The organism is Rhizobium sp. SVR5-9E, from assembly GCF_056755095.1.
This window is the reverse complement of sequence record NZ_JBNDHS010000100.1, coordinates 1-19854: the sequence shown is the minus strand read 5'-3', so window position 1 is coordinate 19854 and position 19854 is coordinate 1. Positions and strand designations below refer to the sequence as shown.

Below are 19854 nucleotides of genomic sequence, written 5' to 3'. Positions count from 1 at the left end.
TGCATGGCTGTCGAGGCGCTCGCATCGCTGGAAGCGGCGACTACTGACCGGGCACTCGCCCGCCAGTTCAACGAGGCCATCGACCGGGTCGCCGCGAAACTTCTGAACACTCGCTCGGTCTGCCGCTCCTTATATATTCACCCGGCGGTGTTCGAAGACTTCTGCGCTGGCACCCTCGGTGACATCCTCAAGATCAAGACAGAAAGCGCGAGCTTCTTCGATGGATGGGAGGGCTTTACAAGCCAGCCCATGTCAAGACCGTCAGGCGCCAAGAGATTCGGATGCTGCTGACCGCGCGCAAGTTCGTGCACACAAAAATTGTCGATGTGGAGAATAACTTGCGCGGCCTACTACGCAACTTCGCACTCAAGGTGGGAGCCGTGACCAAACTGCAGAGCGGCGTATTATCGAGTTGCTCGAACAATCCCCCATCTACGCTTGATGATCGATCCTCTCTGAAAGTCCGCCGCGTGCTGATGTAAACAGTCAACATAAACGTTCAGTCATAGATATACTTCAACGAATGGTCGTGTCTACGCCGTGCCGATCCAAATCCAGATGGCCACGCCTGAGATCGCTTCGCGCGAGTTGGTGTCTCCCTCGGAAACGCTTGCTCTTAGGCTAAGCTCAGCTTAGCCTTCCAAAATGTCTCTTGCTCCCCTCAAATCCCTCCGTGCCTTCGCCTCTGCCGCTAAGCACGAGAATTACGTTAAGGCCGCCGCGGAACTCAATATGACCCCTGCAGCGGTTAGCCAGCATGTTCGGGCAGTTGAACATTGGCTCGGCAGCTCGGTTTTTGTAAGAGCGCGGCGGGGAGTGGCTCTGACCTTCGCGGGTCGAGAGTTTGCTCGCATTGTCGCCGACAGCCTCCGCAACATTGAAGAAGGAGCTCGGCTTATACGCGGTCGAAAAGAGCTCGATACCGTCACTGTGGAATGCATTCCCTCAATAGCGATCCGCTGGCTCATCCCCCGGCTTCCGCTCTTTTCAGCCATCGAACCCCACGTACGACTTCATCTTCTCTATGGCCACCACAGCACTCAATTTGATGACGCCACTGTGGATCTACGGATATGTTACGGCGAGCGTCGCGCAGCGGACTGGCACAAACTCTTGTCTGGCGAAGTCAGACCGACTTGCTCAACCGACTTTGCAGCACGGCACCCGGATTTCAGAGCAGAAGGACTGGTCAACGCTCCACTGCTGCATGACGAAACGACCGATGTCTGGCGGCGATGGTTCGCTGAGGGCGGAGTTCGACTGGCCGCCATCAATGGTCCGCTCTTCGCAGATTTTACGCTGATGATCGGCTCCGTACTCGGAGGGCAAGGTATCGGTCTTTGCCCAACCTCGCTCGTGCGAGAAGAAATCGACGCGGGATCGCTCGTCATTCTGGACGACCGCGCGACAAACGTTCAGAAGGGATACTGGTTGGTTAGACAGGCCGACAATTCCTCGGCAGCGGAGCGCTTCGGCAATTGGGTCGAAGCGCTGTTCGACGAAGTCTTGCGCTAGCCGACGCTTTGATCGTGCTCCGGGTTCTACCGTGACGTCCGATAATGCAAGATTTCGGTCATTTTTCTTTACCGACAGGCCGCGCGGCTTGTAGCGATTTACTCGCATAAACCGCGCATATGATCTCTGCTCCTTCGCATGAATTCGCTCGCTCCTTCCGCTCCAAATCCCTCCGCTGCAAAGCAACTACCGCGTAGACAGTTCCATCAAAGACCGGCATCCATTCAAGTCCTGATCCCTGCACCAAAGTCCCGTCACACAGGAAGAGCCATCGAGAGCGGGAATCACCTTGTCGACTATGTGTTGCACCTGAGCTCACGGAAGATCGTCGATCGATGCCGTCCGAGCTTCTCGGCGATGATTCCGACGCCTAACCAGCCCTTCGCCACGGCGATCTCGCGTCGTTCATCCAGATCGATATGCGCGCAGGTACAATGCGACACCCCGGGATCAGCCCCCCATCCGACCGGCCGGGCCGCGTTGAAGGGCGGAGCGGGGGCGGGTGGGATACACAAAGCTGTATCGTCGCGAGCCTTGTGCTCGATCCGCCAGAGCAGGCAACCGTCGGCGCATTAGGTTTGGACTGCGGACAACGATCCTTGGTGATGGAGGCGTTGAGGAACAGCGACCGGAATGAGCCTCAGCGTCGTAAACGAAATTGCTTTCACCAAGGCTCTCCTCTTCCAGAGATCCGATTACTACGATGAATTTCATCCCAACAATCTCTCCACTCAGGTAAACGGCTGAGCAGCGGCGACGAGCGCGCGTGATACGCTCTAACGTTGGCTCAGCTCAGTACCGAAGATCTTCCTCGTGCGATTTTCGAATCTACCATCGTAGCATGCGACGCCCTATCGCGTATCCCGTTACAACCATAAATGCGCTCGCTAAGGGGTACCAGGTCGCCACAAACAGCGGGCTGTCATCGGTGCAGCGAGAGGCATAGAAGGTGGCGGCGATAGCGCTCGCCAGCATGCCAGCAGTGGCGCCGGCAACGCCAGGATGGGTGGGGGCGCCATGGCGGAGCGCAATAAGGATGCAGAAGAGCGGGCCGGCGGCTAGCAGCGGGATCAGGGTCAGGCACATCAGCGAATTCGAGCCGATCGTCAGGCTGGCCCACGCGGAGGGCGGCGAGGCGATCAGTTCGGCGATGACGGCCGCGATGAGCAGGAGCGGGCCGGTGATGGGGGCGAGCCGCCAGAGGCCGAGGGGGCTTCCTGGTTGGGGTTGCCGTGCGACGAGCAAGGCGGCGGTGGTCGCCGTCGACAGGGTGACGACGAATTTAAACAGAAATCGCGTGCTGTCGGCCGCTTGCAGCACATCGGGCCGGGGACCGACCAGGGCGGCGTAGATCAGCACGGTGATGGCGAGACTAGCAGCTAAGGCAAGTTTGAAAGCGCGGTGGAACGGCCAGCGGAGCGTCGAGTCTTTTGCGAGGTGGCGGATTAGCTCTTTAGTTTTCATAAAGCGTTCCCCCGATAAAGCGCGGCCAATGCCTTGAATGCCCGATGCAGTGTGACGTAGACCGCGCCTTCGCTCATGCGCAGCCGCGAGGCTGCATCACGCACGCTAATGCCGTCGACGGAAATCATCTGAACGACTTCGCGTTGCTGCGGTCGCAGACGTGACAAGAGGCCGTTGATGTCTGGGTCGGGATCGCCGCTCCTCTCCTCCTGCGTTGCCGGCAGCACATCGGAGAGGTCGTCGATGGGGATATGGGCCATCGATTTCGTCTTACGGTGAGCATCAACGATCTTGTTGCGCGTCAGAGTACTGATCCACGGACCGATCGGCAGAGACTGGTTCCAACTGCCGCGCTTGAGATGCAGCGCGAGCAGCACATCCTGCACGATGTCTTCCACGTCGGCTGCCGACCGATTGCCGGCGCGGCGGCGAACGACGGCCCTGATATAGGGCGTCGCATCCTCCAAAAACCAGCCATAGGCGTGGGTATCGCCCGTCAGGCCGGCGCGCATCGCGGCCGCCCAACCTTCTTCGCGCGTCTGTTGCAGCGACTTGCGTCTCGCGGCCTGCGCCGAGCGTATTTCGTCCCGGCTCGCCGCCGCGTGAACCGGCCCCTGTGGGTAGGCGGCGGCAACGCCGATCCATTTCTGGAAGCTGCAGGTCAGTCGTTGAACTGGGTGCATGAGAGGCAGGCTCCGGGAAGTGCGCGTTCGACCGCGCTGAAGATCTGGAATGGATATCCTCAAGCCCCTCGGGAGCGTCAATTGCACAGTTCCGCCGAATCCGGCCATTCTTCTAACAAATTCGGCCATTCACCGAATCTTCGCCAATGTTCATCAGCATTTTAGGAGCCGACTTATCGAATAACTACCCGGAGACCTAGATCTCCGGATGGTTAGATATTGTTATTGAATTGCTTCAGGTATGGCGTCATCAGCCGTGGCGAACGATCTTTCGCTCTATGATCTGTTGCACCGTGGGGAACACATGCAACGCAGGGGCCGGCAAATCGGGGTCTGAGGCCATCTTGGGGTCGGTCCACCAGTCGGTGCCCTTGATTTCGCCGACAACAATGCGTCCGACCATGCCGGCGTGCTCGTGCGGCCGGCAGTAATAGTCGTAGACTCCTGGCTCCGTGAGAGTGACGGAATAGCCTTCATCCGGCAATAGGAAATCCGAGTCCCACGGTTTGGCGGCTTTGGGTATCCGGCGTGGGCGGCCCTTGATGTCAGGGTGGTAGGCCGTCGCCGTATGGGAATCTCCCGGATCGCGATTGGTCCACCGCACCGTCTGCCCGGGAAGGATCCAAACCCCGAGCGGATCGAACCAGACATCGGAGCCGTCGGCACGACCGGACATTTCGATATCGACGATATCTCCGGCCCGGGCCAAGCGGGGCAAGAGAGGCGAGAGGGCTAGGGTAGCGATGACCTCGCTACCCCTGACCAGAAACCGGCGGCGGCGCAGGGTCATTTCGCGACCAGAGCTTCGTCGGCGACCGGGACATGCCAGAGGATGACATGGATATGAGGTTCCTCGACGCCCGGATGGCCGGCATTATAGTTGACCGTGATGTGATCGACCTTGCCGCCGGGGGCCTTCAGGCTGCCCAGGTTCATGTCCGGCTTAAAATCCTTGATCGGCAGCATGTAGATGGTGCTGACGAGCTTGCCGGAGTGATCATAGGCAAGAAAGGGACCGGCGGGAACGGTGGTAGGATCGACGAAGAGCTGGCCCATGCCAGGAATGAAATCCGGCAATTTAACGAGGCCGCTCACGGCCTTGTAGGGTGCCGCCGGCGGCGACTTCTCAACCATGTCATGGGACAGTGCCGGAAGAGACGAGACCGCGATTACGGTGAGCGTTGCGGCGAGCAGACGAAACTTCATGGAAAATCTCCGATTTGAACAGACCGAACTGACCTGCGCCTTCCTCTTCGGCAGCAAAGGACGCTTCTTACAGCGCGGCAGAAAAAATTCAGCGGGCTGGAGGGAGCGTTTATGGGATCGGACACGGCGTGTCTGTGGGACGTTGATCCGGGTATGGTTCGCACATCCCTTTTGGCGCTTGTTTCGATTGCCGTCGGGCCTTTGGCGAGACCAGATACCCAAGGCCGCTGAACACAATGTGATCTCGCCATCCTGGCCGAGAGGCTGAAATAATGGTCTAGATCTTCAAATCGTATGGGATCCACCGAAGATTTTTGACACTACGTCGCTGTCGCCGACGAAGGGCGGAATTCGATTTCACTGAGTGACAGGCAGGGAGTGAATCTCATAGCTTGGGCCGCTATGCGTTGAAGTATCGACGAGGTTCAACTTAGGTGATTTAAGCGCTCAGCCGGCACCGGGATAGGCGGGAAGGGCGCCGACCTCACGCCTTGCCAATAAGAGCTTCAGCCAGTACTCAAGCTGCCTAGTTGATTAGGTTTGGTATCGATGAAGACTGTTGCGGTGCTTCTGTTCGACGGTGTTCAAGCGCTTGACGTGTCCGGGCCGCTGGACGTGTTCGCTGAGGCGAATCGCCTCGTGGGAAAAGACGCTGGATATCAAGTAACGACTATCGCCGAGAATACTTCGCCAATCAGAGCTTCTAACGGGCAGATTCTTCAGTCTCACCTGACGTATGAGGACGCCACAGGCCCCTTCGATCTTTTCTTGGTGGCCGGCGGACTGCATCTGCCTGAATTTGAGACGCCTGTTGAAATGGCCAGCTGCATCCAACGGCTCGCCGCGGTTAGCAAGGTTTACGGTTCAATTTGTACTGGTGCATTTCTTTTGGGCGCGGCGGGGCTTCTCGAAAAAAAGAATGTAACAACGCACTGGCAAAATGCGAGGCAACTTTCGATGCGGTTCCCGACAGCGCGAGTGGATCTTGATAGAATTTTTTTAAAGGATGGTCGGATGATAACCTCTGCCGGGGTGACGGCGGGCATCGATATGGCCCTTGCCTTGGTCCGTGAAGATCATGGGCCAGCAGTTTCCCTGGCAGTTGCAAAACGCCTCGTCGTCGTGGCTCAGCGCCTTGGTGGGCAGTCTCAATTTAGTCCTTACATCGACGTTTCCAATAATGCCGGGTCGCCGATCGCGAAGGTGACCGACTATGTCATGAAAAATCTCAGCAACACCCTTTCTGTGGGTGAGTTGGCTGCGGTGAGCTGCATGAGTACGCGGAACTTCGCGCGAACGTTTGTCGCCGAGACAGGTTCGACACCAGCGCATTTTGTCGAGAGCGCGCGTATCGATGCCGCTCGTCGTTTGCTGGAAGGAGGCGCCAAGCCGCTCAAGGTCATCGCGCACGAATGTGGCTTCGGGAATGTGAAGCGAATGCGAGAGGCTTTTGCAAAACGGCTTGGCATACTGCCTGCCCGATACCGAGATCAGTTCTCGGCTGACAGTATATTTAGCTTTCCCACTTCGAATTCAGAATAATGTCGACGAAGTTTTCGCGCTTGTAGGTCGGGTCCATATACGACAGGACATCGGCCTTCACGTTGCCAAAGGTTGTCCCCGGCTTGCGAATGGTGCCCAAGCAAAACGATGAAAGGATACCATGTTTGAATTTCAGCCCGCGGGGGTGACATGTACAAACTTCACGCCGTTGAGCGTCTGTGAAATCATCATACGCAATGCCAAGCACGTCCATCTCGACGCCAGCGGTGACCAAAGCGACCGTCGGGCGCTTGTGCTGCGGGATACCGGGCGTCGTATGTAGGGCAATGGAGTCCCAAACGTCTTCGACGTCGCGTTCCGAAACGTCGTATGACGAAAGGAATTCCTTGGCCGCGTTGGCGCCATCTACCTCGAAGCGCTCGGTATCACTCGCATAGCCGTCCATAATTCCCATGTCATGGAACATCGCGCCGATATAGAGGAGCTCGGGGTCATACTTCAATTTCTTACGCTCCCCTGTCAGAGCGCCGAAAAGAAAGACGCGACCCGAATGGTGGAAGAGCAGATCGGTTTCGGTATCCCGAACGAGTTCCTTGACAGCTTTCGCCATGGCACTGTCGGGCATTTTGATGCCAGCGATGACCTTCGGTTCATTACTCATTGAAAACCTCATTAGTCCTGGAAGGGTTGGTAGGATGTACCACCCTGGGTGGCCCCGCCTGAGACTGGCGAATATTGTAAAGACCGCAATACGAGCGATGAGCATGTTGCTGCCAAATAGAGGAGTATCTCTGCCAATCAAAACGATTGCCCTCTACAGGATGTCGCTAATGATGCGATAGTTTTGTTATAATTGTTGCGCCGCTCGAAATGCCCCTGTTGCTCCGTACAACGATGGGAAATCATGACGAGCAACGAAAGCCGACCAACCCTGAGAAATGTAAAGGAAACGCCGCGTCGGTAAACGACAACTTCGATATCCGGAGGGCAGGCATGACGTCGCTGCCCTGCGTCGCTGCAAGATCTAGTGGCTCATCCGATGTTCAACCGCATGACGGTGTTTCCGACGTGCAAGAAAGGAAGATCGCAACAGTGGCATCAAACCGACGAAGCTTGCGCGATGGGGATAGGACCCTCTCTCCAGTTGAGAGGATACAGTACGTCATACCGTCGAGGTTATACACGACGCAAGTAGATCAAGGTCACACATGGAACGAGCGCTTATTTATTTGAAGGCAGTAGCCGATCACGGCAGCTTCACGCGCGCTGCGACAGTATTGCACTTGTCACAGCCTGCTCTTTCCAGACGGATCCGTGAGCTCGAGGAACGGATGGGGGTTCAATTGCTCGATCGCAGTGGCCGGATCGTGCGGGCGACCGATGTGGGCGAGATCTACCTACATCACGTGCAGAAGGCGATCGCTGCGTTGCAGGCCGGAGAGCGAGCCGTGCGGGACGTTCAGGACCTTTCCACCGGCGAGCTTCGTCTGGGTTTCACCCCTTCCTTCGCGATCTATTTGCTCGGCCCTGTGGTGCAGCAATTCCGCGCGCTATATCCAAGGGTGACGCTGAAGGTCACCGAGATAGCGCAAGAGGCGATGGAGGAGGCCTTGGCTGCGGATGCGCTGGACGTTGGCATTGCCTTCACCGGTGTAGTCTTGGAAGATATCGAAGAGATACCGTTGCATTCCGAACGACTTGCACTGCTGGTAGGGGCGGACCATCCGGCAGCGTATGGAAACTGCAAGATAGCAGCCACTGCCCTGGCCACGATGCCGCTTGCTCTATTGGGTCGGGCATTCGCCACCCGCGTGATGGTGGATCGCTATTTGCGTCAGATTGGAGTTCGTGCCGAGGTGGCGGTCGAGGCAAATTCCATCGCCGCTATAGCTGACATCGTGCGTTTCGCCGGCTTAGCGACCATTCTCCCGGAGACGATCGCGCGCCTGCAAGCCGGCCTTCACGTCATTCGACTGGAGCCGGAGATTGAGCCTCGTCGTGCGGCACTTCTCTGGCGTCGCGAGGGGTATCACAGCGCCGCCGCGCGGGCCTTTGCCGCGGTAACGGAGGCCTACACCAGCACGCTGGAAAGTTAAATTCCCTGATGCCTTCTGGCTGTATCGCACGGCGTCTTACTGCGCGGAGGCTTGCGCAGGGCGGTACCTGCACGCCTGTGGATTAGGCGCAGATAGGTCGGGCACGGCCGAACGCTATGAGAAAATCCAATTGCGTCGATAACAAGACGGTATTGGCGTCTGTCACCATACACGAGGATATTCGTGTCAGCAGACGATCGAATAGAGAAAGCTTGTATGGATAAGTATCCTCGCCAAAACACTACGGCGATGCGCCTTCCGCAATTCACCTCGACAATAGCTTGAGGTGGTCGCGTCCCTGTTGGTGCCTACGCAGCGAACCTGTAACTTCGTGAAGGACCAGCTGTATGCGCCACGTGTCGACACGGCTGTCGCAAGGGAAAGTTACAGGTTGGCCCGAGTCCCGACCGGTTTGAAACCTCTTCTTACGGCTGGACAAGACGGCAGTCGGCTAGAGTTTGCCGCCGCTTTCCCGCGCCGAAATTCACCCTCATCTGCACAATTGAAACGGGAGCGCCTTGCGACGCGCGACCAAGGAGAAACAAATGAAACCATTCCTCAGAATGGAACCGAGCATCAAAAAAACCGGCAGATTATCGACATTGTTGGTCTCGATTTCCATCGCTTCCGGCGCTCTACTGGTCTCTTCGGCGGCCTTTGCCGAATCCGTCAGCCAACGCCCTCAATCAAACGGAGCTACGCAAGACGATTACTTTCATACCGGCGCCGGTTCTCGATACCTCAAGCGTGCAGATGCAGATCTCGTCGTAGATCCGCTACGTGAAAATCTCACCGTGCTGATGGGGTCCGGTGGCAACATCACTGTCTTGTCCGGTAAGGAGGGGAAATTCCTCGTTGACGCTGGGATCAGCAGATCGCAACAAAAGCTGCAGGACGCACTCGGCAACATCAGCCCGGCCCCTCTTAAATATGTAGTCAACACGCATTGGCACTGGGATCATACCGATGGCGATGCGTGGTTGCATGCAGCCGGCGCCACGATCATAGCGCATAAAAATACGTTCAAGCACCTGACCGAGACAACCCATGTCAATGCCTGGAACTGGACTTTCGATCCAGTGCCGCCGGGCGCGCGTCCGACATTGCTTATCAATAACATAAAGACGTTCGACTTCGATGGCACGAAGATCGAAGTCGAAAACTTTGGTGATGGTCATACCGATGGAGACCTATGGGTCTACTTCAAGAAGGCGGATACGCTGGCGCTGGGCGACACGTTCTGGAATGGCATCTATCCATATATCGACAATGAAGATGGCGGTAATATCGATGGCGCGATCAAGTGGGCCGACAAGGCCGTAGCGCGAACCACCGATCGTACTATCGTCGTCCCCGGCCACGGTCAGGTCGGCACGCGCACCGACCTGATTGCATTTCGCGACATGCTGGTCACGGTGCGCAACCGCGTGGCAGCCCTGAAACAACAGGGGAAATCGCTCGACGAAATTATCGCCGCAGAGCCGACGGCCGACTTCGACGCCAAGTGGGGGAATTTCGTGTTCAAGGGCGATCAGTTCACAAAGATGGTCTACGCCGGTCTCTAATCAAAAAATCAATGGCAGGTAAAATCATGCAACTGCTTTCCCAACCAATTGTCGCGGCGGTCCGCACGAGCGTTCTTGGATCCATTGCTTCCGTCGATATGGACAGGATGAGCGGCTCGATGCTCGTTCCCCGGTCTTAAATCTGAGCGCGATCGCCCAATTGGCCTGCCATCGAAGCACTTGTCCCGACCGTCAGCACGGTACCGGCAAATAGCCGCGGTTCGTCCTGTGGCAACAAGCCGTCGACACACATCCTCCCCAGACGCAGCACGAAAGGAATTCATCATGGCTCGTCTTCATACGATATCATTGTCTGAGGCTACAGGCCGCGCGGCTGAACTGTTCAGCGCGGTTAAAAGCGCGGTCGGCAAGGTTCCTAATTCCTATGTTGGGATCGGCGGCAATAGCCCGATTGCACTGGAAGCGGTCTTGAGCCTGGAAGCGTCGCTCAAGAGAAGCACCCTAAGCGCCAAGGATATCGAAGTCGTCAAGCTTGTCGTCAGCCACACCACCGGCTGTGACTATTGCCTGGCCGCCCACACGATGGTGGGAAAAAAACTCGGCATGAGCCGCGAAGCTATTCTGGCGTTGCGGCAGGCGCAGCCGTCGGGCGATGCACGAAATGATGCGTTGGCGAAATTTACGCACCATTTGCTCACAACAACCGGCACGGTTCCAGCCGATGTTGTCGCGGCAGTCCAGCAGGCGGGTGTCACGGATGCACAGATCGTCGACGTCACGATGGCAATTGCGAGCATTGTTTTCACCAATCTGTTCAATCGTATCAACGATACGACGCTCGATTTTCCGCCTGCGGATTGATCATGCGGCTGTTATGTCGGTGAGGGCATTGGCGGACGGCGCCAATGGCCCCGCCGGGCTATGGGCCTGAGCATCGACGCGCGCGATCCACTTCACTGAGTTCCATAATAGGGGCTTATGCGGTAAGTCGCGAATAAATCCCGCGGCTCATCAAAAAAGAGACGCGTGTCGGCGGTTCATATCCCATCAAGACGAAGAGTTTGGCGTGCGATCGCCTTAGTTCGGGCAACGACGCAGGCCCCTCAGACAAAAGTGCCGATGCCAGTTAGCTGCGGCGTCCTTGCGGATTTCCATCGCTTATCAACAACGCTAGAGCGATGCTGAATTCGCCGAAGCCATTGGCATACCCCAAACTAAAAAGTTGACATTCCTTCATTAGGCACTATTTCTGGTTTATCGATCTTTTGCTTGTTGAGCTTTGCTTATCGCGCGTCTGGCACCGCGCCCTGAACGATCTTCCCTCTCAAAACATCGCTAGACACTATCTGCGGAACCGTCGGTTCTGCGGTCGATCAATATTGCTTTGAAAGGGTTCCTCATGACCACAGGCACGGTAAAATGGTTTAATTCTACAAAAGGCTTCGGCTTCATCCAGCCTGACAATGGCGGCGCAGATGCGTTCGTCCATATCTCGGCTGTCGAGCGCGCCGGTATGCGCGAAATCGTCGAGGGCCAAAAGCTTGGCTATGACATGGAGCGCGACGTGAAGTCGGGCAAGATGTCAGCCTGCAATCTACAGGCAGCATAATTATCAAGCCTATGCTTACCGGTGACCACGGATGTACTGGCACCAGGCAAGCTGCAGGCTTTGGAGGGCGGGCACACGTCCGCCCTTTTGTTTTTCTGACAAACGATCTGGAGGCCAAACATGGCTCAGACATATTCAAGACTTCGCCAGCAGGCGGAGATCGCGTTTCAACAAACGCAAGTGACTGCCGGTGCAGTCGCCAAGCATTTTCTCAAAAACGATACCGAAGCAGACAAACTGCGCGCCAAGACGGCGCGGCTTCGTGATGCCCGACTCCGTCGCGATAGCGTCGAGACCGAGATTATTTGTTCGTCCTTTCAGTAACAGCTTGCACCTTCGGGGCAGAACTGGATTTTCCATGCAAGATCTCATCCAATTTGCCATGAGTTCCAACGGAGACCGTTGGTTCCTTGGCAAACGCGCTAGCGACGCCGAAGCGATCGTTCTTCACCGTGCCAATTCTTCTTCGGGAGGCCATGAGACAGAAACGCTTGTTGCGGAATTCCTGAACATTCGGCCGTTCGGTCCTGAGCGGGAAGCGCTTATCGAACTGCTCGGCGTCGGCGATGACGCGGATGATCCTCAGCAGGATAGCTACACCTCATCGTCGCAGTAAGTTTTCGACATCTTCGACATTCTCAGGTCTGGCACCTGCAAGCGTTGGGACCCATTGGGCCGGTCATTTCTTCGGGCCGGCTTTCGGCATCGGTTGATACAGGCGCCGTTTGACGTTCGAGCGTAGTGCATTGCGGAGATCTTTGTCCACGATCGAAAGGTCGAACCATTCCGGGTCAAAGTAGCCGCCGCACCACCGGATGGTTTCAGTATATTCCGGATCCTCCCGGTCGGCGATGATCTCCAGGAACCGCTCGTATCCCGGCACGCCACCAACATCTTCGGGCGGTCGCGCCCTTTCGCCGTTGATGCAGCTCCCGTGTTTGGGCGTAGCAGCGAGCGTCAAGAACTCCTCGATCGCGACGGTGTGCCGCCAGCCATCCCCGAAATCATAGTGATAGCTGAAGACGGCACCTTGCTCGAAGTCCAGCAACCGAACCTCCCTCTGATCGAAGACCCGGGGATCGTCATCGGTCGCATCCTCTGACAAGATCTCGACTTCCCCATACCGCAGACCACCGATGCGGAACTCATAGAGATGATAATTCCACCAGTTGAATGCGGCCTGAATACCGAGATGCAAATGCTCCAGGTTCCAATGGACCGGCAGGACCAGACGACGCCAGACGTCCGGCTCGATCTCGTCGATGGAAACTCTGATCTGAACAGCGTTCGCGGCTTTGAACATTGCACGAATGAACAGGGCTGGGGGAAGATCGTCAAGAAGGCCGCTGGATTGTCATTGTGTTTAAATTGGAGCGTCCCTAACGGCGATCTCTGCCGGCTTGTGCAGCCGTCGAGGCGTACTATCTCTGGTGTAACCCAGAACTGGAGTATCGCCACGGATCGAAGCGCGGCTGATACGCTGTCGGAATTCTACATTGAAATTCTTCCGCCGGGCCGCGAAGAGACGTGTGCTGCGGATGCAACGACATGTCCATGTTGTCGAAGGTTGCGACCGGCGTCGTGCATGGATGACGATGGCTGGGGGATCTGCGACGACTGCCTGGCACCATGACCGCCGGCGGCAAAACACCTCCACTTGTTCTGGCGATGTTCGAAGACGCGCTTGCGAAATTGCCGGATGGCTATGTTGACGGAAATTTTAGTGATTGATCATGGGGCGTGACCGTCAAGCGGTCGCAGGATGGCAAGCGGACCCGGCTTTATGGCGAGGAGCTTAGCGGTACAGATATCGTCAGCTTCAACCTCTATCGATTGGCTGAAGCGGGGTCGATACTGAAGCCGTGCGAAATGTGTTCCGCCAAGGTGATCGACTTCGTTCTCGGTTTCGAGCCCCAACCATAGAAAGCTGCGGCTCGACCAAATGACCGAAAATAAGCACATCATTTATATTGCATTGCAACAAATGCATGGCTGCACTGCGATATGAGCGCTGGCGGCCGGGGCAGCCTCTGGTATCTTCAGATCATCGAAGCAATGCACCTCCTCCCGCAAAGCTTCGTAATTCAGGCGACCCACTCCTCCTCCCAAGGGTAGCCTGACGGAACAGCGGCACTCCTCCTCCCAGCCGTTGTTCAATTCTTTCGAAAAGCCTGCCGCACCTCCTCCCGCGGCAGGCTTTTTTGTTTTCCGATACAATCAAGCTCTGAAGTCAGGCGTTAAAGCAGATTGCCCTGTTCCACAGGCTCTCCGGATGTCGAGACGATCGTGGATCCGTACGGTTCGCGGGACGAGATGATCAACGCGTCATCCGGTAACGGGCGGGCCAGATCCTTAGCTTCATCCCAGGGCGCCCGCATCCAGACGTCGGTCTCTTCCTTCTTGAGCAACAGGGCTGGCATGGCCTTCTCGTGGATCGGCTTCACCAGCTCGTTGGGATCCGTGGTCAAGAACCCGTAGAGGTCGTCGGCGGTTAGGCCGTCCCTGACCTTTCGGACACTCTGCCATTGCGGGACATGGATGCCGGCAAAGAACATCAGCGACTTGTCCTCGTCGCGTGCAAACCAGGCGTTGGGCACCTTTCCGCCTTCCTCCTGGCTGGCCGGATCCGGTTCCGCGAAGCTGGTGACCGGGACGAGACATCTGTTTTCGATGCCGAACCATCGCTTCCAGTGCGGAAAACTGAGCTTGCGCACATTGGTCGCGCCGCAGTCGGCCTCCATGCGGATCAGTTCTTCGAGATCGAAGGGTCTACCCTTGGCCGCAAGTTTCTCGGCTTTCGCTTTGGCGGCCTTCTCGAGCGTGAAGCGCGGGGAGGGCAGTCCCCACCGCGCATGGACCAGTTGTTTTTTCCCGTTGGCGGTATTGCGGACGATCGGTCCCATGGGAACGGGAACTGTTCAAAATTGTACGTTAGGGTCGTGCAAAAAGTGAACATTCTCGCCGGATAAGCCTTGCGCGGACTCCAAGTGCGCGAACTTCTCTGTGGATAGGCCGCCGTAAACCATCTGGTCTCGTTTTCCCTGTTCGAGAATCGGCGGACCATAACGGTCGCGCCGACAGCAATTGTATTGCCATCGACTGCTTGTGATCGGCTGACGGACGGAGGTCAGGATGGGCAGACGCAAGTCTCTCAAGGATCATGAGCGACAAGAGTTCTTCGGTATTCCCCGCCACGACATCTCCTCTAACTATTATCGAGAACTGCGCGCAACGGCGATGAACCTGTGGGCCAAAATCGCTCGAGCTGAAGCGACCGAGTCGACGGACGGTCTCGCTTTTGGCTCGTGGCCGTTAAGTTTACGGTGCCGCCTGCACACTTGGAAGGCGGGAAGGCCATCTGATCCAGTCGAACTCTCACTGAAGGCTCAAAAGGTGGCCGTCGCCATTGCAGTTTCGTTGCCAGAGTTAACTTGCTCTCTGTCAATGAAGAGCCTACCGTGACTACCAGTCGAAGATGAGGATGCATCGCCTCATTGTATGGCGTAACTCTATGACGCAGTCTTCGACGGGCTGAATGTTTACCAACCGGTTTTCCTCAGACGCTGGTTCCCGCCTCCAACAATGAAAGCGAGGCAACCCAATGGACGTCTTTATAGCAACAGAAAACATAAGAGGATTCAATTCTTTACTCCAGACGGAGAAAGGCGATTCCGAAAAGCGTCTTCTCCTGGAGTTGCTAGGCCTTGAAAAGGAAACGCTGACTGCTGCGGTTGCGGCACAAGCGAAAACCGATAGCTGCTGCGGCAAAAAGGGTCTAGCCAATACTCCCAGTAGCGATGTGGCCTAGAACCACATCCGGGCCGTGAACGAAAAAGTGCGATGTGGCAGCATGACAAAGATTACACCTGGTCCTCCGGAAGCTCACGAAAAGTTGGCGGATTGGCGTCGACCCCACAAGGAGGATCATCCTCATTCGGCAATCGGGTACAACGTCCCGATCGCACTGCATAATCCCGGTGGCGCAACCAGCCCGCAATCGTGATTAGAGCCGAAAACTCCAATTCCCGAACGTTGCAAGGTTGGGGCTCAGACGATCCGGTGACGAGCGGTTGCCAGCATGGGAGAGTGACAATGGCAAATGTCGAATTGAAGAAAATTGAGGATCGGCCTGGTGGCCAGCTTCTATTCAATGTTAGCGTGACCGCGACCGCAGGAAAGATAGAATTTCCGATCGCAATCAAGAACCAAGGATCTGCCGCTTTGAATGAAACGACGGTTCTTCAGTCCGCACTTGGTATTGCCAAAGAACTAGAGGGTTCTATCCGGCTTCGTCTTGGAGTGGAGCAACAGGGCACTTAGCGGTGAGCCACCGCGTGCCAATCATCTGGTCCCGGACACGATGCCAGCCTAGAGATCGGCCCGTTCCAAGCGCGATTACGTCTCAGTGAATCCCACCCCGGATGCCCAGGCCATGCATCATCCATCAGCAGGCCGTTGGTCTGAAAGGTCTGCGTAACCACTTGGTCGGGCCTGCGATACCTCTCAATATGCTTCACAGCTTCCTCGAAAAACGCCAGCTTCATTCGGCTCGCCTCCTTGCCCGGCGACGGTCACATCAGGCTTGCGGTGTGATTCCAAGAGCTGGCGGATACCGGTGTCGAGCGTCAGATCGCTGATCCGGGCGCTGTCGTCTCGGTACAAAGCCTCCTTGGACAAAAAGAAGCAGTAGGCACAATCGATGTTGCAGGTCGAGCCGCTGGGCTTCGATGCCGCGCTCGGCGAGCAGGTCTCCGACGTGACGCAGGCTGAGCGGAAATCGGAAGGACGGCCACACCGCATCCGCGATGATCTCGGCAGGGAAGCGGTGGCGATCGGGCATCGTCAATATTATTCGCTTCGTCCCGCATCTGCGCTATGGTTATGAAGATCAACGTGCCAAGAGCGAAGATGACCGCCGTGAAAATAGTGGTCAGGAAAGCGACGCGCTTCATGCGGGACGGCGCGCGTCTGTTGGCGGAATTCAACATGGATAATGCACTCGTATCTGAGCGACGCCATCCATGGTGCTGCAAGATTACCAATGACTGATTAAATTGTGACGGGTTTTCTGCAACCACCCGTAACGGCGCTACCTTCCGTAGGTTTAAATAGGATTACCGTTAATTATAGGCTTACCGAGTCGTGCAAGTTTTCACATTCTGATCCATCGAGCACCCACCCAAGGCCTAGGTTCTCATCATCTGCTCGTGAGCTTCTGTGAAGCGCGGTTCTGATTTCCTGATCGTCGCGCGTGACCGCCGGTAAGGGATTGCCGGAGCGAGCACAACTCATAGCCTATCTGAAAAACTGCATTCAACTTTGCGTGCGCGCTGCCGTCTGTCAGCTGCGCTTGCTCATGGTTCGGCGAATACAAAAAAATAAGTTTGAGACGGCGAGGAATCGTGAGCTCCAAGGAAGAATTGAAGAGGGCCCACGGGGGTCCCAGGAGCGACGCCGATCAGCGGAGAAATGACATCATCAGCGGGGCGCGCGACGTCTTCATCAAGCCGGATACGTCAATACGACGATCAACGTGATCGCCGCCAAGTGCGGCATTTCGAAAAGGACCTTCTGCGAGTTCTTCGACGGCAAGGCCGACCTGCTGCGACAAATATTGAGATCTCGAAGCGACTTCATTTTCTTCATCCCTGCAGATACGTTGAACCCCTGGTAAGCCAATAACACGCGCCGGCTGCCATTCCCACGCGGCCGCTCGCTCACGTCTTACGTATCGCTTTGCTCATATATGCCAATCGGTCGTTGACGCCTGAGTGCTGATCGAAGTTGGAGTGTGATCGAGCGAATACGCGTGGATGTAGTCGATCTTCATCTCTGCCCCGCCGTTGAGGCCTGCGTCCGGTATTCCGGCTGTTCCACCCACTGCCAGATTTGCAAGCATGTACATCGGCTGGTGCATGTCCGGCGGCGTGTCGGCATGCGCGACGGCGACATCATCGAAGTACCAGACGATCTGATCCTCATCCCATAGGACGCCGTACTTGTGAAAACCCTCGGTGCTCGCAACCTTGACAGGCGTCGATTCCATAGTGTGCGTGCCGCCTTCGTTGCTGTGAACCGTCACGTTGACGGTGGTCGGATCCTGTCCCCGCATCTCGACGACGTCCAGTTCCGGCGGCCACGAACCGTCTTCAGGCAGAAGCCAGAAGGCCGGCCAGTAAGCCTGGGCGGTCGGCATGTCGGCGCGCATTTCGAAGTAGCCGTAGGTCTGGGAGAAGGAAGAATGCGTGTTGATGAGGCCGGACGTATAGTCATAGCCGTTGATCTGCGATTGGATCGCATCGGACGCCGGAGCCGCCTTTATGGTCAGCACGCCGTCCTTCACGGAAAACGGGTTAACGGTGGACGTGGGAGCGTAAGACGGATTGATATACCATTGGAGTTCACCATTGCCCGAGAGCGAGCTGCCTTTGTCTGGTGCCCACCAGAATTTGGCGTCCCAAACGCCTTGGTCGCCGTTGCGCAGTGACAAGCTATTGAACTCGTCGGCGAAAGTCTGGGTGAGGGCGGACCTGTCGAGCGTTAGCTGGAATTGGTCGGCGTCAAGGTTGGCGGCCGTCGTGTTCGCAAAGACGAGGCTCTCTCCTCCTAAACCAAGATCAAGCCGGAGGTCGGCGCCTTCCTGTGCCGTGTGGGCCAGGACCTGTTCGAATGTCGAAAAACCATAACCGTTCAATCGGACGGTGTCATCACGACCGAAATCGACGATCAGGTCACGACCAGCGCCGCGCGTGATGATGAACGTGTCGGCACCGGCGCCGCCCTTGAGGACATCGTTTCCCGCGCCGCCATCTATCGTCTGGCTGCCGGAGGCGCCCGAAATGATGTTGTCCGCCCCATTGCCGAAAGCGTAGCGGCCATCGCCGGTAACGTTCAGATTCTCGAAGTTCTCCGGCAGGGTATAGCTCATCCAGGTACTGATCGTGTCAACGCCGGCGTCTGGAGCCTCCACCGCGCGATTGATGCTCGAATACAGATAATAAATGTCGTCGCCCGTTCCGCCGTGCATGGTGACGTTGACGGAACTGTCGCCCCAGATCGAGTCGTTGCCGGACGTACCATACAGGTCTGGCCCCGAGCCTGTAGCCGAGTACCAGTGGGTCGATGCACCGCTGTAAAAGAGAGTTTTACCAACGGCATTCGTGATCGAGCTTGCCATATAGATCTCCTGTGGCCTTCACTGCGTTCCGTATTTCTAGACTGCGGATGGACGGTTTAGACGGCTTTCGGTTCCGACTTAAGCTCCAGTTTCTCAGAAAGCGTGCAATCAGGCCTAACGGAAAGCCGACAGCTCGCCCGCGCGTGTGCCAAGATATGCCGCTCGGACCATGTTGATCCGTCTCGAGACAATGGCGACTTCTCCAGCCGTTTTGAGGACGTCCTCGCCAATATGGAGGAAGGGCTCTCTTTCGGCGGCCTCGGCGCCGTCGTCGGTGAACTCGTTCGCCTGCCGATGGTCGGCTCCCGCCCCCTGCGGCTGGCGGCTGAGGAACAGGCATGATGGCGCTCGCGGTCCGGAGATCGCGGCGGCAGACGGAGGCGAATGATTTCGGCCAGCCGACGGCATCGACCACCCGCTGGCGGGTCAGCGTCATGCCGTCCTCGACAGGCGCCCGACGGACTAGTGCTGAGAAATGTACCTGATCAGCCTGGCCGCGTCCAATCCGCCGGTTTCTGCGGACAGATAAATCGACCAGACACTGACGGCGGGAGGCAAGGGATCCTGAATCACTGCTTCAGATCGTACGCTTGGCCAGCGTCGCGAAGTTCTTTAAGGGTCTTGCCTAGGCAGCTGCCTCCCTCTTCGCCACCCGTTGCCTTTGCCTGTCCGTCCAAGGTGATCGTACCGGCAAGTCGATCCGAGGCGACATAGGTCGCCACACCTTCTTGCGAAATCCTCGAGATATAGAAGACATGCTGCGTGTCTTTGTACTTGCAATGGATGACGAGCGGAAACTGAGCAAGAAGGTCGTCTTGGGCGCGAGCATCAGTGTTAGGAAGTGGAAGTGATGCGCCGGCTACCAGTGCGACCACCAGTTTGAGCAAGCCGTTTGACCGTCGGCGGGATGCGTATGTCATCGATCCAAACCCCCTATGTGCTATTGAGATGAATGTCAAAAAGCGCCTCTTGCCATTCGTCGGCAGAAGCCGTGTGGCCTCCGGATCTCATTGCGCTTCGGCCCTTAGTTCGTGAGTGCTACTAGCGCGTCCCGGTCCAGTAGCCGGACCGATCG

Annotated in this window: 18 protein-coding genes and 8 pseudogenes; 14 read left to right on the top strand and 12 right to left on the bottom strand. The window is 56.8% G+C overall.

Translation table 11 applies throughout. From position 1 onward, the window contains the following. From ACPYOJ_RS29015 to ACPYOJ_RS29005, 3 genes and pseudogenes are all read left to right on the top strand, one after another. Window positions 1–291: pseudogene (locus ACPYOJ_RS29015) on the top strand (hypothetical protein); the annotation flags it as partial. Continuing rightward, complete coding sequence (locus tag ACPYOJ_RS29010) at window positions 282–482, top strand: hypothetical protein (protein WP_481419326.1); 201 nt, start codon at window positions 282–284, stop codon at window positions 480–482. The pseudogene ACPYOJ_RS29015 and the gene ACPYOJ_RS29010, both read left to right, overlap by 10 nt. A 163-nt stretch (window positions 483–645) precedes the next feature. After that, window positions 646–1515 carry a LysR substrate-binding domain-containing protein gene (locus tag ACPYOJ_RS29005; protein WP_481419325.1) on the top strand — a complete coding sequence of 290 codons (870 nt, stop codon included), beginning with the start codon at window positions 646–648 and terminating at the stop codon, window positions 1513–1515. A gap of 302 nt (window positions 1516–1817) precedes the next feature. On the opposite strand, the pseudogene ACPYOJ_RS29000 reads toward ACPYOJ_RS29005, so the two are convergent. From ACPYOJ_RS29000 to ACPYOJ_RS28980, 5 genes and pseudogenes are all read right to left on the bottom strand, one after another. Next, a pseudogene (locus ACPYOJ_RS29000) lies at window positions 1818–1958 on the bottom strand (helix-turn-helix domain-containing protein); the annotation flags it as partial. A gap of 385 nt (window positions 1959–2343) precedes the next feature. After that, the gene (locus tag ACPYOJ_RS28995) at window positions 2344–2979 is read right to left on the bottom strand and encodes an NrsF family protein (RefSeq protein WP_481419324.1); all 636 of its coding nucleotides are present in this window, start codon (window positions 2977–2979) and stop codon (window positions 2344–2346) included. After that, a complete protein-coding gene (locus tag ACPYOJ_RS28990) occupies window positions 2976–3662 on the bottom strand; it encodes a sigma-70 family RNA polymerase sigma factor (RefSeq protein ID WP_481419323.1) in 687 nt (228 codons plus the stop codon). The genes ACPYOJ_RS28995 and ACPYOJ_RS28990 overlap by 4 nt, the downstream gene beginning before the upstream one ends. A 250-nt stretch (window positions 3663–3912) precedes the next feature. Further along, complete coding sequence (locus tag ACPYOJ_RS28985) at window positions 3913–4452, bottom strand: plastocyanin/azurin family copper-binding protein (protein WP_481419322.1); 540 nt, start codon at window positions 4450–4452, stop codon at window positions 3913–3915. Next, window positions 4449–4868, bottom strand: coding sequence for a DUF5602 domain-containing protein (locus ACPYOJ_RS28980; protein WP_481419321.1), 420 nt, complete (start codon window positions 4866–4868; stop codon window positions 4449–4451). The genes ACPYOJ_RS28985 and ACPYOJ_RS28980 overlap by 4 nt, the downstream gene beginning before the upstream one ends. 549 nt (window positions 4869–5417) lie before the next feature. On the opposite strand from ACPYOJ_RS28980, the gene ACPYOJ_RS28975 reads away from it, so the two are divergent. After that, window positions 5418–6410 carry a GlxA family transcriptional regulator gene (locus tag ACPYOJ_RS28975; protein WP_481419320.1) on the top strand — a complete coding sequence of 331 codons (993 nt, stop codon included), beginning with the start codon at window positions 5418–5420 and terminating at the stop codon, window positions 6408–6410. Here ACPYOJ_RS28975 and ACPYOJ_RS28970 read toward each other — a convergent pair. Beyond that, window positions 6382–7032 carry an HD domain-containing protein gene (locus tag ACPYOJ_RS28970; RefSeq protein ID WP_481419319.1) on the bottom strand — a complete coding sequence of 217 codons (651 nt, stop codon included), beginning with the start codon at window positions 7030–7032 and terminating at the stop codon, window positions 6382–6384. The two genes, ACPYOJ_RS28975 and ACPYOJ_RS28970, sit on opposite strands and share 29 nt — an antisense overlap. Before the next feature lie 547 nt (window positions 7033–7579). On the opposite strand from ACPYOJ_RS28970, the gene cynR reads away from it, so the two are divergent. The 4 genes from cynR to ACPYOJ_RS28950 all read left to right on the top strand — a co-directional run bounded on the left by cynR (window position 7580) and on the right by ACPYOJ_RS28950 (window position 11602). Next, window positions 7580–8467 carry a transcriptional regulator CynR gene (cynR, locus tag ACPYOJ_RS28965; RefSeq protein ID WP_481419318.1) on the top strand — a complete coding sequence of 296 codons (888 nt, stop codon included), beginning with the start codon at window positions 7580–7582 and terminating at the stop codon, window positions 8465–8467. Between the two features lie 545 nt (window positions 8468–9012). Continuing rightward, complete coding sequence (locus ACPYOJ_RS28960; RefSeq protein ID WP_481419317.1) at window positions 9013–10032, top strand: MBL fold metallo-hydrolase; 1020 nt, start codon at window positions 9013–9015, stop codon at window positions 10030–10032. Between the two features lie 285 nt (window positions 10033–10317). Next, complete coding sequence (locus ACPYOJ_RS28955; RefSeq protein ID WP_481419316.1) at window positions 10318–10854, top strand: carboxymuconolactone decarboxylase family protein; 537 nt, start codon at window positions 10318–10320, stop codon at window positions 10852–10854. A gap of 538 nt (window positions 10855–11392) precedes the next feature. Further along, complete coding sequence (locus ACPYOJ_RS28950) at window positions 11393–11602, top strand: cold-shock protein (protein WP_481419315.1); 210 nt, start codon at window positions 11393–11395, stop codon at window positions 11600–11602. Window positions 11603–11737: 135 nt separating this feature from the next. Here the strand turns inward: ACPYOJ_RS28950 and ACPYOJ_RS28945 are convergent, their stop codons facing one another. Further along, a complete protein-coding gene (locus ACPYOJ_RS28945) occupies window positions 11738–11962 on the bottom strand; it encodes a hypothetical protein (RefSeq protein WP_481419314.1) in 225 nt (74 codons plus the stop codon). Between ACPYOJ_RS28945 and ACPYOJ_RS28940 the strand changes: the two genes are divergently transcribed. After that, the gene (locus ACPYOJ_RS28940; RefSeq protein ID WP_481419313.1) at window positions 11961–12218 is read left to right on the top strand and encodes a hypothetical protein; all 258 of its coding nucleotides are present in this window, start codon (window positions 11961–11963) and stop codon (window positions 12216–12218) included. The genes ACPYOJ_RS28945 and ACPYOJ_RS28940 overlap by 2 nt on opposite strands. Window positions 12219–12281: 63 nt before the next feature. Here the strand turns inward: ACPYOJ_RS28940 and ACPYOJ_RS28935 are convergent, their stop codons facing one another. Then, entirely contained in the window at window positions 12282–12905 is a 624-nt protein-coding gene (locus tag ACPYOJ_RS28935; RefSeq protein ID WP_481419312.1) for a plasmid pRiA4b ORF-3 family protein, read from the bottom strand. 314 nt (window positions 12906–13219) lie between these two features. Between ACPYOJ_RS28935 and ACPYOJ_RS28930 the strand changes: the two are divergent. Further along, window positions 13220–13525, top strand: a pseudogene (locus ACPYOJ_RS28930) (hypothetical protein). 314 nt (window positions 13526–13839) lie between these two features. Here the strand turns inward: ACPYOJ_RS28930 and ACPYOJ_RS28925 are convergent. Further along, a pseudogene (locus tag ACPYOJ_RS28925) lies at window positions 13840–14514 on the bottom strand (SOS response-associated peptidase family protein); the annotation flags it as partial. A 265-nt stretch (window positions 14515–14779) separates the two neighbouring features. On the opposite strand from ACPYOJ_RS28925, the pseudogene ACPYOJ_RS28920 reads away from it, so the two are divergent. Beyond that, window positions 14780–14869 (top strand): annotated as a pseudogene (locus ACPYOJ_RS28920) (IS6 family transposase); the annotation flags it as partial. 825 nt (window positions 14870–15694) lie between these two features. Next, window positions 15695–15922 carry a hypothetical protein gene (locus ACPYOJ_RS28915; RefSeq protein ID WP_481419311.1) on the top strand — a complete coding sequence of 76 codons (228 nt, stop codon included), beginning with the start codon at window positions 15695–15697 and terminating at the stop codon, window positions 15920–15922. Between the two features lie 406 nt (window positions 15923–16328). On the opposite strand, the pseudogene ACPYOJ_RS28910 reads toward ACPYOJ_RS28915, so the two are convergent. Continuing rightward, window positions 16329–16442 (bottom strand): annotated as a pseudogene (locus ACPYOJ_RS28910) (IS6 family transposase); the annotation flags it as partial. A gap of 660 nt (window positions 16443–17102) precedes the next feature. On the opposite strand from ACPYOJ_RS28910, the pseudogene ACPYOJ_RS28905 reads away from it, so the two are divergent. After that, window positions 17103–17276, top strand: a pseudogene (locus ACPYOJ_RS28905) (TetR/AcrR family transcriptional regulator); the annotation flags it as partial. Window positions 17277–17342: 66 nt separating this feature from the next. Here ACPYOJ_RS28905 and eglC read toward each other — a convergent pair. Continuing rightward, window positions 17343–18779 (bottom strand): endo-1,3-1,4-beta-glycanase EglC, encoded by a 1437-nt coding sequence (eglC, locus tag ACPYOJ_RS28900; protein ID WP_481419310.1) that lies wholly within the window; start codon window positions 18777–18779, stop codon window positions 17343–17345. Window positions 18780–18980: 201 nt separating this feature from the next. Between eglC and ACPYOJ_RS28895 the strand changes: the two are divergent. Beyond that, window positions 18981–19222, top strand: a pseudogene (locus ACPYOJ_RS28895) (damage-inducible mutagenesis protein); the annotation flags it as partial. 126 nt (window positions 19223–19348) lie between these two features. Here the strand turns inward: ACPYOJ_RS28895 and ACPYOJ_RS28890 are convergent. After that, the gene (locus tag ACPYOJ_RS28890; RefSeq protein ID WP_481419309.1) at window positions 19349–19699 is read right to left on the bottom strand and encodes a hypothetical protein; all 351 of its coding nucleotides are present in this window, start codon (window positions 19697–19699) and stop codon (window positions 19349–19351) included. Window positions 19700–19854 lie beyond the last annotated feature (155 nt).